The organism is Pedobacter sp. T50_32 (assembly GCF_057652195.1).
The window spans coordinates 123692-137801 of sequence record NZ_JBYFBY010000008.1 but is presented as its reverse complement, the minus strand read 5'-3'; the positions used below and the strand labels follow the sequence as shown (position 1 = coordinate 137801).

Sequence of the window (14110 nt, the reverse complement as noted above, 5' to 3'; positions counted from 1 at the left end):
GTTTTTTAAAGCTCAAAATTAGACTTTTCTGGCAAAATGCTATCAAACGCCTGCTCTACCTTCGACATTGTTTGCTCGTAATTCCTCATATGTTCGTTATCGTTAATACACACTAACGAATAACTTTGCTCCCTTATGGCTTTCATCGCTTTTTCTGCTTTAAACAACAGTGGAAACATTTTAGTATTTTGATAAGTATTGTAAGAGTTGAAATTAGACTTACAAATTTGCCAAGTTCTAAAAAGCTCTTGCGTATAATCATTGGGGCTACGAAATCTGTTATGCGACATCTTTCTTAGTTCCTCACCTTCCTTTTCCCAAACTTCTTCAAATGTAGCTTTCAGATACGGCTGCGCATTATGCGGAGTTCTCAAAGTAATAAACTTATCATAAAATGATAGCTGTTTGGTTAACCTACCCCTGCTGCCATAGCTTTCATCATACCATTTATCTCTATCACGTTTCAACACTTCCTTTTTATCAAAATGTTTGTTGATAATGCGAATGTTGTTCTTCAAGCATTTACTCCACAAAGACAAACCAAAATTCAACCTAAAAGCGGCAATATCATTTGGCAATCCATTTTTAAAAAATCGTTCTGGCGTAATGTGATTAGTAATGAAAAAGTCATCGTTAAAATAAACAAAGTGCTCGGAAAGATTTGGAATTTTATGAAGGTAAATTTCAATTAGACTAGAATTGAAAACAGGTAAATACTCTTTTGGAATGTAGTCTTCATGGTTTACTAAACGCAACTTCGGATGGTTGACATTCATCCATTCGGGATGCTGACCGCAAGTTACGAAATGGATGTTTCTTACCCAAGGCGCAAACTTTTCAATTCCCCTAAACCAATATTTAAGCAAACCATGATCACGGAAACGGGCCTGTGAGACCTCATTCTTAGTATTATCTATTTTACCCGAATATTTAGCGAAATCCTGTTGCCATTTTGGATCATTCATATCTACCCAAGTAACTACAAAATCTATTTCCATATATACCTTGCCTTGATTAGTCAAATTTATAGCGTGTAAAGATAGATAAATTCATTAATAATGGCTTGTAAACACGTCTTCCGCTATTAATTTATTGAAGGTAACCTCAGCAAACTGTTACTTACTATCAGCTAAATGGAACAAATTCTTGAGCTGTTTTCCTATCTTTGTAACGAGTTCTAGGAAGTGTATGCAAATGATAATCATTAAAATTAGCGTAAACATCTACAACTGAAAGTGCAAATAAATGAATAAGACAATTGTAAGCCTCCTAACATCATTCATTCCCAATAAAGCCAAAAAGGAAAAGTGGCAGCAGATTTTAACAAAAATCAATTTAGCCGATGTTACCAAAAAAGGTTTAGCCGAGGTAGTTGCAGGACTTATTCCGCATAAAATGACTAGGAATAGATGGCGTGGAATTTTGCGCTATGGTCCTATTAATGCTGTGAGCCTAAAAACCAAAATGCGTCGCAATAAAGATGTTGCTCCGCAGCACTACTTAGCGGTTTGTGCGATAGCAAAAAACGAAGGACCGTATTTTAAAGAGTGGATAGAATGGCACCGCAGCGTTGGAGTAGAAAAATTCTATATCTACGACAATGAAAGCACTGACAACACTAAAGAAATTTTAACGCCGTATATAGAAAATGGCATTGTTGAATATACATTTTGGCCAGGAATGAAACAACAGCTCCCGGCATATGACAATTGTTTAGAAAAGCATCGATTAGACGCTCATTGGATTTCGGTAATTGACCTTGACGAATTTATTAAACCAGTAAGAGATAAGTCAATCCCTGACTTTCTAAAACGATTTGAAAATTTCTCTGCAGTAGAAATAAATTGGCTAGTTTATGGAAGTGGTGGTGCTAAAACAAAAGAAAATGGCGGAGTAATGGAACGTTTTAGAAAACATTCCTTGGCAAATCACGGTGCAAATAGACATGTAAAAAGCATTATTAACCCTCGTAGAGTATTTTCATTCATTGGGTGTCATGAAGTGGCTAGATTGAGTGGAAAAACTGCTGATTCGCATGGTAATATTGTGGAGAAACATTTTCGCGATAGAGAACCACAGCATGACATTATTCGAATTAACCATTATGCGGTAAAATCTTATGAAGAATTCTTACAAAAACGTGCACGTGGCCGTGCTAGAGCTTTAGAACAACGCGATATGGGTTATTTTAACTGGCTCGACCTTAATGACATTGACGAAACTAATAAAGACTAATTTTTCTGGCTTAAATCTTATCTATCCTCACCCAATCCATACCCGCAGCAATAGCGCCTTGTACACCTAAATCTGCATCTTCAAACACGATGCACTTTGCCGGGTTCACGCCTAAAGCTGCAGCGGCAGCTAAAAAAGGATCTGGAGCAGGTTTTCCTTTCGGGGTTTCGCCAGCACAAACCATTACATCAATTAAATCTATTAAACCTAAAACAGTTAAAGTTTTAGTTACGGTTTTTCTACTTCCGCCAGAAACAACTGCTATTTTAATCTTGCCAACGTGATTTTTTAAATGATCAGCAACGTAAGCTATAGGTTGCGTTTTCTCAATATACTTATCGATGAAGATTTGAGATTTTTCACTAGCGAACGTATCAGGTAGTGGAACGCCGTATCTTTTAGTGATCTCCTTTGCGAAAATTGCAGTTGGCATACCCGCAAATTCATCAATCATATTTAAATCTAAACCAACTCCGTAATTGGCAGCAACTTCTTCATAAGCTAGCTTGTGCGCCATCATGTTATCGGCTAGTGTGCCATCGCAATCGTATAAAAAGGCCTCATAGTCGCCGGCAGTCCTTTTTGTTAAAAGCTCTAATTTTTCTAAGTGATTTTCCATGTTTATACAGACATTTCGGCTAGTGCATCTATAAATCTAGGGTCGTCATTTAAACTTTCTACCAACTGTACGTGTTCCCCTCCTAGCTCTTTAAATTCTTCGTGGTACTCTACTGTAATTTCGTACAAAGTTTCAAGGCAGTCGGCAACAAAAGCTGGACTAAAAACCAGTAAACGTTTTTTACCTTCTGAAGCTAATTTTTTTAGTGTATCTGTAGTATATGGTTGTATCCAAGGTTCTTTACCTAAACGAGATTGATAGCAAACCGAGTAATTTTCTCTGGTAATGCCAAGTTTTGCAGCCAGTAGTTTTGCGGTATTATGGCATTGTGCCGAGTAGCAAAATTTGTTAGCGTCGTTATAATTATCACAGCAGTTCTTTACTTTTAGGCAGTATTTTCCTGTATGATCAGATTTTGTCATCTGTCTTTGCGGCAATCCGTGGAAGCTGAAGAGCACATGGTCAAAATTTTCCAATCCGTGTTTTCTGGCATTATCTGCAAAAATCTCCAACATCAAATCGTTATCATGAAAAGAATTAACGAACGACACTGGTGGTATTGTTGGCCATTTACTAATTAATTCCATTACCAACTGCAAAACCGAACCAGTACTTGCAGATGCGTATTGAGGAAAAAGTGGTATAACTTTTATACTGCTTACCAATCCTTTTTTCAGTTTTTCTAAGGCATTTTCTACTGACGGATTTTGGTAACGCATTGCTAATTCTACCTGATATTCTTTGCCCAGTTTGTCTTGTAGCATTTGCGCCTGTAATTCGCTATAATACAATAATGGCGAGCCTTTTTCATCCCAAATTTCTTTGTAAAGCTTTGAGGTTTTTGGACTACGGAATGGAACGATAACACCTTTTACCAATAAGGTTCTGTTTAGCTTCGGGATGTCGATTACACGTTCATCCATCAAAAACTGATCTAGATATTTTCTTACGTCTTTAACTTCGGGACTATCTGGAGTACCCAGATTAACTAGCAGTATACCTTTTTTAGCCATTAAATTTTGTTTGCCGCAAATATACTCGATTTACGATTTTAGAGGTACGATTTTAGAATTTTAGACAAAGAAGAGACATTAATCGGTTTTCAGTTGGCAGTTTTCAATCACAACTAAAAAAACAATTAAAAACTCTCTAATTGAGTTTTCACTTGTTCCATTAACCACATAGGTGTAGATGTTGCACCGCAAATACCGATTTTGTCATTAGGATGAAACCAGTTTTGGTCTAGTTCTTCTACGTTAGAAATGAAGTAAGAGTTATCGTTGTATTTTTTACATACATCGTAAAGCACTTTACCATTAGACGATTTCTTTCCAGATACAAAGACAATTTTATCAAAATCTTTCACAAACTTCTCTAAATCTTCATAACGGTTAGATACTTGCCTGCAAATGGTGTCGTTTGCTTTTACTTCATAACCTCTATTAATTAATCCTTCTTTAATTTGATAGAACTTATCTACGCTTTTGGTAGTTTGGCTATACAGCGTGAACTTATTGGGAAGTTCTACATTATCTAGCTCGGTGATGTCCATAAAAACCGTCGCTTTACCATCAGTTTGGCCCTGCAAGCCAATTACTTCGGCGTGTCCATGTTTACCAAAAATTAGGATATGTTCGCCATCGTCATGAGTATTTTTAATGCGATTTTGCAATTTCAACACTACAGGACAAGAAGCGTCTATGAGCGTTAAGTTATTAGCCATTGCTAATTCGTAAGTAGAAGGCGCCTCGCCATGTGCCCTTATTAGCACCTTTTCATTGTGCAGCTCCTTAAGTTTTTCATGATCGATAATCCTTAGGCCTTTCACTCTTAAGCGTTCTACTTCTTCATCGTTATGCACAATATCACCAAGACAATACAAATAGTCGTCCTGATCTAAGATGTCTTCGGCCATATCGATGGCGTAAACTACCCCGAAACAAAAACCAGATGATTTATCTATAGTAACCTTTAAATTATAGCTCATGATGAATACACAACAAAGGTACACAGAAAGAGTTTAATTTGAGAAAAATTTTTAATATCGGATAATATCATTAAATTTGATAACGATATTAAAGAAGATGTGGGATTTTAATTTAGAAGACTTAGCAGAGTTACAGTCGCACATAGACAGACTGTACGAAAAAAAAGCAAAGATTGACCAATCAAGACCTTTGCCTAATTCTGTATTGCATAAAATTAAGGAACAGCTAAATTTAGAATGGACTTATAACTCTAATAGTATTGAAGGAAACACACTTAACCTTAGAGAAACACAGCTTATTTTAGAAGAAGGCATTACCGTTGGAGGAAAATCTTTAAGAGAACATTTCGAAGTGGTAAACCATGAAAAAGCGATAGATTATTTGTACAGCTTGGTAAATACTGATTATACTCTGAGAAGCATTGATATTTTAAATTTGCATAGTTATATCTTAAAAAATATTGAAGATGAGTACGCTGGCAGGTTAAGGAGCGGTGGTGTTCGTATTGTTGGTGCTAACTTTACGCCGCCAAGCGCTAAAAAAGTGCCTGATCTTGTAGATGAACTTGTTTCTTTTGTTAATGAAAACCCAATAAATGCAAATGATTTGGTATTGGCTACGTTATTTCATCATAAGCTCGTTTGGATACACCCATTTTTTGATGGCAATGGTCGTACGGTTCGTTTGGCAATGAATTTATTGTTAATGCGAAAAGGTTTTCCGCCAGCGATTATCCTTAAAAATGATAGGAAGAAATACTACGATGCACTTAACCAAGCTAACAATGGCAATTACCAAAAGCTTTGTTTATTGATGTTACAGGCTACCGAACGTTCGTTAAACATGTATATTAATGCAATGCCGGGCAATAGTTACGATGATTACGAGCCAATATCTAGTATAGTTGCAGAGCCAGATTTCCCCTATGGGCAAGAATACATTAGTTTGTTAGCTAGGCAGGGCAAAATTGATGCTTACAAAGAAGGCAAAAACTGGCTTACTACCAAAGAGGCAGTAGAAGAATACGTTGTTAACAGGAAAAGAAAAAGGTAGACTTAACAAACCTACCTTTTCTGTATGACTTTTTTACTAGCTCAAATAAACTCGGTCTTCCTCTCCTTCTACATCCATTATCACATCTACGTGCTCTTTAAGGACTGTGGCTAACTCTAGGCCAACAAAATCTGTAGCGATTGGGAAAATTTTATGACTTCTATCTACCAAAACAACTGTTCTAATTTTCTTATGAGGCGTATTTAAGAAAACACCTAAGCCATAAGCAAGTGTCTTACCACTATTTAAAACATCATCTACTAAGATGATTACCTTATTTTTCCAGTTGTTTTCTGGCAAGTCGGTTTTAGCTACAAGTTTGCTGCTTTGCTTTTCAATATCTACACGCAGCATTGTAATTTTAAGCCCCGAAATTTCCTGTAATGTTTTTTCTAAACGCACAGCTAATTTGTAGCCTCTATCCCAAATACCAGCAATTACAATCTCTTTCTCATCGATATTATCTTCCAGTATTTGATAGGCAATTCTGTTTATCTTTTGCTGGATCTGTTTCTTGTTTAAAATAAGTACTTGATTTTGCGGCATCTTTCTGAGATTTATTATACAAAAGAACGACTTTAAGCCTCAAAATCAAACATCGATTTTTTTTTAGTTGACGATGCAACGTTTTGCTAGTGGCAAGCGTCTAATGATTAAACCAATATTCGAAATATCATGAGAAATTCATTCCTTCTACAAATCAGCGGTATAGTGGTAGCTTGCCTAATCACTTTAAACGTGGCAGCGCAAAGCTCTAGAACTGTAAGCGCCAAAAACTTTACAAATATTGCCGTTAGTAGTGGTATAGACTTGTTCTTAACTCAAGGAAATGCCGAAAGTGTAACTATCCAAGGAAGAGAAGATGTAATTAAAGATGTAGTAGTTGAGCAACAAGGCAACAACCTTACCATTAAATATAAAGATGGAGTTAATTGGAGTCGCATATTTAGAAACACCGAAATACATGTTCATGTTACGGTTAAAAAATTAAACGGGATTTCTGCTTCTGGCGGAAGTGATGTAGAAACTAAGAATACCATCAATACTGATAAAATGAGTATTAGATCTTCTGGAGGTGCAGATTTGGACTTAAACATTGTTTGTAAAGACATTACAATTTCTTCTAGCGGTGGTAGCGACGTGAACTTAAGAGGTTCGGCCGAAAACATGGTTTTAAACACCAGTGGTGGTAGCGACGTAGATGCTTTCGAATTTAAGGTAAATTACGCACAGGTTAACACCAGCGGTGGTTCTGATGCGAATGTTTATGTAAACAAAGGATTGACAGCAAGTGCAACAGGCGGGAGCGACATACATTACAAAGGAAATGCAGCATTGAAGAAAGTTTCCAATTCAAAAAGTGCTGATATTACCCATGTAAATTAATACGTAGAATTTAGTTTAGTTAATAGTTAAAGCCAATACCGTGGATGCGATATTGGCTTTTCATTTTAAACTATTACGTTTTTACTTTTTAGAGTAAGGATAATAAATGAAGTTTGCCCCCTCAGGAACAATTACAAAAACGCACATAAACTCTTCAGGCTTTTTATAGTTCTTTAAGAAATGTTCCCTTTTTTCTGGCTTGATAATGCCTTTCTCTATAAATTCTTCTAACGTAGAGGCTTGAATTGTCCAGTTCGTGTTTAGTTCTTCTCTGTTTAAAATCATTTCTCCCAACTTCACCTCATGTTGGTGTGCTATAAAAATTGGCGTGGCAGAAATTCCTTCTACCATAATCTCTACAGCAACTTCTTTAATCGACTCGGCATAGAATTCTAAATCTTTCTCTAAACTAAGTAAGGGACTTTTCTTTTTTTCTTCCTTTTGCTCGCCTCCGTTAGGATTTACTCCGCCCAACAACTCTTCCGATTCCATATCTTAAAACTTAATTTCTTTCTTATTAATTACAAACTTATCGTCTGATAAACTATCTGTGAGCAGATAAAATCTATCGTCTTTTTTTTCTACACGCTTAGACAACGGATATTCATCAGCGCAGAAATACATACTTCCATTTTTAACCAACTGCCAAGCATTTTCTTTAATGCTAAAAAGGTTAATACTTGCCCAGCAACTGCTAAACCATTCGGGCCGAAGCAACAATTCTGGCTTACTATCACTATTTAAATCCTCCAATAGAAACAAATCTGCACCAATAGCCTGCTTAAAGTTTAGTGTAGGCCATTTTTTATTGCTAAATAGAATATTGATTTCGAATACTTTTTTCTGCTGAACCGTGGGATCTTCAACTACTTTTGGCTTAATCACAAACGCAGTATCTTTCTTACTAAGCAATATCGTGTCCACCACGGTTGTATCAGCATCAACCATAAAAGTTTTAGTGTTTACCTCTACTTCTTTCGTTTGCTTGTTTCTACAGGCGAAGATGACGCTTGCCAATAACAGTAAAAAACAATATTTCTTCATCTGCATATTAAAGCTATTGATATTCAATTTCTAACAGCGTCAAATTATTTAAGTTTTAGCAAAACCACATTTTCTACGTGCTGTGTATGCGGGAACATGTCTACTGGCTTAATGCGAGCAACTTCATATTTATCTGTTAACAAAGCTAAATCTCTTGCCTGCGTAGCTGCATTACAACTTACGTAAACAATTTTCTCCGCTTCCATTTCAAGCAATCTATCTACTACGTCTTGGTGCATTCCAGCTCTTGGCGGGTCGGTAATTACCACATCTGGTTTCCCGTGCTCGGCAATAAATTCTCTGGTCAGGATATCTTTCATATCACCAGCATAAAAAATAGTGTTATCAATTCCGTTTAACTTTGAATTGAATTTCGCATCTTCAATAGCAGATGGCACATACTCTACTCCAACAACCTGTTTGGCACTATGAGCCACGAAATTGGCAATAGTACCGGCTCCAGTATATAGATCGTACACCAATTCATCTCCTTTTAAATCAGCAAACTCTTTGGTGATGCGATATAACTCGTAAGCCTGCTCAGAATTAGTTTGATAAAACGACTTGATGCCGATTTTATACTTCACCGTTTTGCCATTACCCAAAGGCATTTCCTCAAAAATATGATCACGACCAGCATAGGTAATCACCTCTTGGTCAAAAATGGTATCGTTCTTTTTGTGGTTTACGATATACTGCAACGAAGTGATTTCAGGGAAAGTAGTTTTCAAGAACTCCATTAAGCCATCTATCTGCTCTTGTTGCGCATAAGCAAAAACAACGCCCACCATAATTTCTCCAGTACTCGAAGTACGGATGATCAGGTTACGCATTTCACCTTCGTGGTTACGCAAATCATAAAAACTAAGATTGTGCTGCAATGCGTAATCTCTAACCTTTAAACGTATTTGATTACTTGGATCGGCCTGCAAATAACAATGCGCCACTCCTAAAATTTTGTCAAATCTGCCAGGTACGTGAAAGCCCAAAGCATTCATTTCTCTGCCTTCAGCTTCTTCAGCCATATCCGCAGCATCTAACCAACGCTTATTCGAAAAAGTATATTCTAACTTATTACGGTAGTATCTATTTTGATCTGAACCTAAAATCGGCTCTATATTGCTCACATCTACTTTGCCTAAACGTTGCAAAGCAGACTCAACACTTTTTTGCTTGTAAGTTAATTGTGCGCTGTACTTCATGTGCTGCCACTTGCAACCTCCGCAAGTACCAAAATGACTACAAAAAGCATCTTGTCGCAAAGCGGATGGTGTATGCAAAGTTTCTATCACCGCTTCTGCAAAGTTTTTCTTTTTCTTTACTAAACGCACATCAACTACATCACCAGGAACGGCTTTATCAACGAAAATCACTAATTCATCGGCTTTGCCTACTCCTTTGCCCTCTTCGGCTATGTCGATAATACTCAAGCCAGAAATTCTAATGGGCTCAGTATTTTTTCTTCTTCTACTCATTGCCGCAAATATACGACGTTTATTTAATGATTGAGTTTTGATCCGATAGCTATCGGATGATTAAATGAGTAAATAGCTATGAGCAAAATGAAAAGTTTAGGCAAAGGAGTAACAGGCAGGCAAGAAACCTGAAACTTAAACGGGAAATCAGCTATATAAATTAACCTTCAAAAATGCTTAGAATTAATCCCAAAACACCATCAGCAAGATTAAAATTTACGTCAAACTGTTCATCTATCCTTACAGAAATTTCTAACACTTCTTGACTCATAATTATAATGCTATTATTACAAATTTAATGAATTTGAACCAAAAACCAAATCGGTATAATGTTACTTTTATGTTAATTATATTTTAGCCACAGATGCACAGATTTTCTTGAATTTTATACTTCTATAAAAAATTATCTGTGCATCTGTGGCTAAAAACATGTAAATGTTCTGAGGAATGATATAACAAATCTAGTAACATCTAGCGCTAATTTTGTGTTATCAAATAACAACCATGAAAGCTGAAAATCCAATATATATTCCTTTAGAAAATGTAGATAGCGAACATTGTGCGCTTATCGTTGACGAAGGTTTGGCAGAAATCAAGGAAATCAGTTCTCACAAAGTGGAATTGAATAACCAAAGAGCCATTGTTACAGCAAAAAAATATCCGGAAGAAGCAGTACAAGCGGCCGTGAAGCAGATTAGAGATTTAGGTTACAACGTTACTACTGTTAAGCAAACATTTCCAGTAACCAATATGTCTTGTGCTTCTTGTGCGGCAAACACAGAAGCTACATTGAATAATCAGGTTGGTGTAGTAAAAGCTGAAGTAAATTATGCCAATACTTCAGCGAAAGTAGAGTACATTCCAAGTCTGGTTACGGCACAGCAATTGAAAGAAGCTGTACAAGCGGCCGGTTACGATTTGTTGATTAACGACAGCAACGAAGCCAAGCAATCATTAGCTGACATTAAAGCAAATCAATACCAAGCATTAAGAAAACGAGCTATTGGCGCCCTAGCCTTAGCAGTTCCGCTTTTTATAATCGGGATGTTCTTCATGGATATGCCCTACGGAAATTACATCATGTGGGTTTTATCTACGCCTATGGTTTTCGTTTATGGCAGGCAGTTTTTTATAGGTGCTTGGAAACAGGCCAAACATCGCTCTGCGAATATGGACACCTTGGTTGCAATTAGTACGGGGACAGCTTACGTCTACAGTGTATTCATCACGCTCTTTCCAGACTTTATGCATCGAATGGGCATTCATTCTCATGTGTATTTTGAGGCTGCTGGAATTGTCATCGCGTTTATCCTTTTAGGAAAGCTTTTGGAAGAAAAAGCAAAAGGAAACACTTCTTCAGCCATTAAAAAATTGATTGGCCTACAACCAAAGCACGTTACCATTGTGTATGAAAATGGCCACCAAATGCAGGCTGCCATTAGTTCGGTTAAGGTTGGCGATATCGTTTTAGTAAAACCTGGCGAACGCGTTGCTGTCGACGGATCGGTAACTAGCGGCAGCTCTTACATCGACGAAAGTATGATTAGCGGCGAGCCAATTCCTGTTTCGAAAACTGAAGGTGCTAAAGTATTTGCGGGAACCATTAATCAAAAAGGAAGTTTCCAGCTTAAAGCGGAAAAAGTAGGCAGCGACACTATTCTAGCACATATTATTAAAATGGTGGAAGATGCGCAAGGCAGTAAAGCTCCCGTGCAGAAATTAGTGGACAAAATTGCGGCTGTTTTTGTCCCTGTGGTAATGGGTATTGCGATTTTAAGCTTGATACTTTGGGTAGTTTTAGGTGGAGAAAATGGCTTAAGCCAAGGCATTGTAGCTTTTGTAACGGTATTGGTAATTGCCTGCCCTTGTGCTTTAGGCTTAGCAACGCCTACTGCAATTATGGTTGGCGTAGGCAAAGGTGCCGAAAAAGGTATTTTAATTAAGGATGCTGAAAGTTTAGAGCTAGCAAAGAAAGTAAACGCAATTATTCTAGACAAAACGGGAACGATTACCGAAGGCAAGCCGAAAGTGACTGCTATTGAATGGTTCGAAGAATCTAACGAGCAAAATCAAAACATCCTTTACAGCATCGAAAAATCTTCGGAGCATCCTTTGGCAGATGCGATTACGGCACACTTAAAAGATAGTTCACAATTTCTAAATGGTATCACTATAGAAAACATCAGCGGGCAAGGCATTGAAGGCAAGTTTGAGCAACACACTTACATTATTGGAAACGAACTGTTGGCCAAAGAACGAAACATTGAAATTTCGGCAGCAGCTAAAAACTGGGTTGACCAACAACTAGCAGCAGCAGAAACGGTGGTTCTTTTCTGCAACGAAAAAAGAATTTTAGCAGCTATTGCGATTGCCGATCAAATTAAACCCACATCAAAGCAAGCTGTACAACAACTTCAAAAAGATGGCATCACAGTTTATATGCTTACTGGCGACAATGAACAAACTGCCAAAGCCGTTGCCGATCAACTTGAAATTGACAGCTACAGCGCAAATGTATTACCTGCTGACAAAGCGGCTTTCGTTAAACAATTGCAAGAAAAAGGTAAGGTGGTGGCAATGGTGGGCGATGGCATTAATGACAGTACAGCACTTGCGCAAGCTGACGTAAGTATTGCAATGGGAAAAGGAAGTGATATCGCAATGGATGTGGCTAAGATGACCATCATTTCATCCGATTTAGCTAAAATTCAAGAGGCTATACATTTGTCAAAAAACACTGTACAAGCCATTAAACAAAACTTATTTTGGGCGTTTATCTATAACGTTATCGGCATCCCAATTGCAGCCGGGCTACTTTACCCAATCAACGGATTTCTACTAGACCCAATGTGGGCAGGCGCAGCAATGGCATTAAGCTCAGTAAGCGTAGTGAGCAATAGCTTGAGATTGAAATGGAAGGCTTAAAAGGTTAAGTGGTTAATTGTATAAATCGGTTAATTGATTATAGGCTAATTGCTAGAAAATATTTACTCATCCGATAACTATCGGATCAAAATTCAATAATTATTTAAAATGGATACATTAAGATTTAAAACAACAATAAACTGTGGCGCATGTGTTGCCAAAGTTACGCCAGTACTTAACGAGCAAGAAAACGTAAATAGTTGGTCGGTAGATACAGAAAATCCCGATAAGGTGTTAACTGTAGAAGGAGAAAATATTGACGAAGCGGATTTAGTAAAATCTTTATCGAAAATTGGCTACAAAGCTGAGAGAATTTAGGAACATCTTTGTCATTCTGAGCATAGCGAAGAATCTAACGAATATAGAGATTCCTCGTAAACTCGGAATGACAAATCAGTTTACTTTATCTCCGCCATTAAATTAGGGTAATCGGTTACAATACCATCAACGCCTAAATTTTTAGCGTAGATGATATCTTTTGCGGTATTAACTGTCCAAGGAATAATCTTGATACCCGCAGCGTGGCATTTATCTACCAAACCTTTACCAACCAAAGGAAAGTAAGGGCTGTATATCGTAGGTTTAAATCCTAAGGCTTTAATGTTATTTTCAAAATCTTCCTTTTCATCAATTCCCAAAGAAGTTTGAATATTAGGATATTTATCATGCAGGTATTGTAAACTGCGGATATCGAATGAATGAATGGTTACCCGATCTTCTATCTTCTTCGCCCTCACAATTTCCATAATTAGCTCTACATATTCTGCCGGACTAGGTTGAAATTCGCCATCGCCCTTTCGGATCAATTTAGTTTCTATATTGTAATGTGGCTTAGCCATTTTCTTCTTCTTCGAAACAAAAAACTCAACTTTATCTATCAAATTCTCCAATAATGGCTTTTCAATTCTAAATTTTTCTTGGTAAGGAAAACGAGGATTAGGCTTGGAACCCACATCGAATTGTTTAATCTCCTCGTAGTTCATTTTGTAGATATTGAACTTCTTTTCGTTCTTCAAGGTAATTTCATCGCCATTGGGCGATAAGCTGATTGTATGATTAAAATAAGGCTCCTGAGAAACCACCACCTTTTTATCTTTAGAAATCACTACCTCCATTTTTAACGTAGTTGCACCATTTTCCAAAGCTTTAATCATTCCAGGGATCGTGTTTTCCGGCATTAAACCTCTTGCACCCCGGTTTCCCTGCACTTCGAAAGTAACAGCAGTTTTTTTTTGAGCAAACGACTGCGAACAAATAATAGTTAGCAAGAAGAAGTAAAGAATATTTTTAGTTATCATTTAATTTCTTGAAGGATTAAGCTTATTTGCAAGTATAACGGTTTTCATCAAAAATTATTAAGATTGATATCGTTAAAAACTAAAAAA

The 14110-nt window shown here is 37.0% G+C and carries 15 protein-coding genes; 5 read left to right on the top strand and 10 right to left on the bottom strand.

What is annotated here, in order from left to right:
• Nucleotides 1–5: 5 nt before the first annotated feature.
• Nucleotides 6–998, bottom strand: coding sequence for a stealth family protein (locus tag AC23ME_RS19370; RefSeq protein WP_487729397.1), 993 nt, complete (start codon nucleotides 996–998; stop codon nucleotides 6–8).
• A gap of 247 nt (nucleotides 999–1245) precedes the next feature.
• Between AC23ME_RS19370 and AC23ME_RS19365 the strand changes: the two genes are divergently transcribed.
• Nucleotides 1246–2235, top strand: a complete 990-nt coding sequence (locus tag AC23ME_RS19365) for a glycosyltransferase family 92 protein (RefSeq protein WP_487729396.1) — start codon at nucleotides 1246–1248, stop codon at nucleotides 2233–2235.
• A gap of 10 nt (nucleotides 2236–2245) precedes the next feature.
• Here AC23ME_RS19365 and AC23ME_RS19360 read toward each other — a convergent pair whose 3' ends face one another.
• The 3 genes from AC23ME_RS19360 to AC23ME_RS19350 all read right to left on the bottom strand — a co-directional run bounded on the left by AC23ME_RS19360 (nucleotide 2246) and on the right by AC23ME_RS19350 (nucleotide 4841).
• The gene (locus tag AC23ME_RS19360) at nucleotides 2246–2854 is read right to left on the bottom strand and encodes an HAD family hydrolase (RefSeq protein WP_487729395.1); all 609 of its coding nucleotides are present in this window, start codon (nucleotides 2852–2854) and stop codon (nucleotides 2246–2248) included.
• A 2-nt stretch (nucleotides 2855–2856) separates the two neighbouring features.
• On the bottom strand, nucleotides 2857–3867 hold the full coding sequence (hemH, locus tag AC23ME_RS19355; RefSeq protein WP_487729394.1) for a ferrochelatase: 1011 nt from the start codon (nucleotides 3865–3867) through the stop codon (nucleotides 2857–2859).
• 125 nt (nucleotides 3868–3992) lie between these two features.
• The gene (locus AC23ME_RS19350; RefSeq protein WP_487729393.1) at nucleotides 3993–4841 is read right to left on the bottom strand and encodes a 4-hydroxy-3-methylbut-2-enyl diphosphate reductase; all 849 of its coding nucleotides are present in this window, start codon (nucleotides 4839–4841) and stop codon (nucleotides 3993–3995) included.
• A gap of 76 nt (nucleotides 4842–4917) precedes the next feature.
• On the opposite strand from AC23ME_RS19350, the gene AC23ME_RS19345 reads away from it, so the two are divergent.
• The gene (locus tag AC23ME_RS19345; RefSeq protein ID WP_487729392.1) at nucleotides 4918–5895 is read left to right on the top strand and encodes a Fic family protein; all 978 of its coding nucleotides are present in this window, start codon (nucleotides 4918–4920) and stop codon (nucleotides 5893–5895) included.
• 36 nt (nucleotides 5896–5931) lie between these two features.
• Here AC23ME_RS19345 and AC23ME_RS19340 read toward each other — a convergent pair whose 3' ends face one another.
• Complete coding sequence (locus AC23ME_RS19340) at nucleotides 5932–6441, bottom strand: phosphoribosyltransferase family protein (RefSeq protein ID WP_487729391.1); 510 nt, start codon at nucleotides 6439–6441, stop codon at nucleotides 5932–5934.
• Between the two features lie 129 nt (nucleotides 6442–6570).
• Here AC23ME_RS19340 and AC23ME_RS19335 point away from each other — a divergent pair, with 129 nt between their 5' ends.
• Nucleotides 6571–7281: a head GIN domain-containing protein gene (locus AC23ME_RS19335; RefSeq protein ID WP_487729390.1), complete on the top strand. Its 711-nt coding sequence runs from the start codon at nucleotides 6571–6573 to the stop codon at nucleotides 7279–7281.
• 81 nt (nucleotides 7282–7362) lie between these two features.
• Here AC23ME_RS19335 and AC23ME_RS19330 read toward each other — a convergent pair whose 3' ends face one another.
• From AC23ME_RS19330 to AC23ME_RS19315, 4 genes are all read right to left on the bottom strand, one after another.
• Nucleotides 7363–7773, bottom strand: coding sequence for a hypothetical protein (locus AC23ME_RS19330; protein WP_487729389.1), 411 nt, complete (start codon nucleotides 7771–7773; stop codon nucleotides 7363–7365).
• Nucleotides 7774–7776: 3 nt separating this feature from the next.
• Entirely contained in the window at nucleotides 7777–8325 is a 549-nt protein-coding gene (locus AC23ME_RS19325) for a hypothetical protein (RefSeq protein ID WP_487729388.1), read from the bottom strand.
• Nucleotides 8326–8369: 44 nt separating this feature from the next.
• Nucleotides 8370–9800, bottom strand: a complete 1431-nt coding sequence (gene rlmD / locus AC23ME_RS19320) for a 23S rRNA (uracil(1939)-C(5))-methyltransferase RlmD (protein ID WP_487729387.1) — start codon at nucleotides 9798–9800, stop codon at nucleotides 8370–8372.
• A 160-nt stretch (nucleotides 9801–9960) separates the two neighbouring features.
• A complete protein-coding gene (locus AC23ME_RS19315) occupies nucleotides 9961–10071 on the bottom strand; it encodes a phenylalanyl-tRNA synthetase subunit alpha (RefSeq protein WP_487729386.1) in 111 nt (36 codons plus the stop codon).
• 233 nt (nucleotides 10072–10304) lie between these two features.
• Between AC23ME_RS19315 and AC23ME_RS19310 the strand changes: the two genes are divergently transcribed.
• On the top strand, nucleotides 10305–12725 hold the full coding sequence (locus AC23ME_RS19310; RefSeq protein WP_487729385.1) for a heavy metal translocating P-type ATPase: 2421 nt from the start codon (nucleotides 10305–10307) through the stop codon (nucleotides 12723–12725).
• Nucleotides 12726–12833: 108 nt separating this feature from the next.
• Nucleotides 12834–13043 carry a heavy-metal-associated domain-containing protein gene (locus AC23ME_RS19305; protein ID WP_487729384.1) on the top strand — a complete coding sequence of 70 codons (210 nt, stop codon included), beginning with the start codon at nucleotides 12834–12836 and terminating at the stop codon, nucleotides 13041–13043.
• Nucleotides 13044–13123: 80 nt separating this feature from the next.
• Here AC23ME_RS19305 and AC23ME_RS19300 read toward each other — a convergent pair whose 3' ends face one another.
• A complete protein-coding gene (locus tag AC23ME_RS19300) occupies nucleotides 13124–14023 on the bottom strand; it encodes a glycerophosphodiester phosphodiesterase family protein (protein ID WP_487729383.1) in 900 nt (299 codons plus the stop codon).
• Nucleotides 14024–14110 lie beyond the last annotated feature (87 nt).

Coding starts and splice junctions, on each gene's coding strand:
- AC23ME_RS19370 (WP_487729397.1), bottom strand. CDS start 998: ATGGAAATAGATTTTGTAGTTACTTGGGTAGATATGAATGATCCAAAA.
- AC23ME_RS19365 (WP_487729396.1), top strand. CDS start 1,246: ATGAATAAGACAATTGTAAGCCTCCTAACATCATTCATTCCCAATAAA.
- AC23ME_RS19360 (WP_487729395.1), bottom strand. CDS start 2,854: ATGGAAAATCACTTAGAAAAATTAGAGCTTTTAACAAAAAGGACTGCC.
- hemH (WP_487729394.1), bottom strand. CDS start 3,867: ATGGCTAAAAAAGGTATACTGCTAGTTAATCTGGGTACTCCAGATAGT.
- AC23ME_RS19350 (WP_487729393.1), bottom strand. CDS start 4,841: ATGAGCTATAATTTAAAGGTTACTATAGATAAATCATCTGGTTTTTGT.
- AC23ME_RS19340 (WP_487729391.1), bottom strand. CDS start 6,441: ATGCCGCAAAATCAAGTACTTATTTTAAACAAGAAACAGATCCAGCAA.
- AC23ME_RS19335 (WP_487729390.1), top strand. CDS start 6,571: ATGAGAAATTCATTCCTTCTACAAATCAGCGGTATAGTGGTAGCTTGC.
- AC23ME_RS19330 (WP_487729389.1), bottom strand. CDS start 7,773: ATGGAATCGGAAGAGTTGTTGGGCGGAGTAAATCCTAACGGAGGCGAG.
- AC23ME_RS19325 (WP_487729388.1), bottom strand. CDS start 8,325: ATGAAGAAATATTGTTTTTTACTGTTATTGGCAAGCGTCATCTTCGCC.
- rlmD (WP_487729387.1), bottom strand. CDS start 9,800: ATGAGTAGAAGAAGAAAAAATACTGAGCCCATTAGAATTTCTGGCTTG.
- AC23ME_RS19315 (WP_487729386.1), bottom strand. CDS start 10,071: ATGAGTCAAGAAGTGTTAGAAATTTCTGTAAGGATAGATGAACAGTTT.
- AC23ME_RS19310 (WP_487729385.1), top strand. CDS start 10,305: ATGAAAGCTGAAAATCCAATATATATTCCTTTAGAAAATGTAGATAGC.
- AC23ME_RS19305 (WP_487729384.1), top strand. CDS start 12,834: ATGGATACATTAAGATTTAAAACAACAATAAACTGTGGCGCATGTGTT.
- AC23ME_RS19300 (WP_487729383.1), bottom strand. CDS start 14,023: ATGATAACTAAAAATATTCTTTACTTCTTCTTGCTAACTATTATTTGT.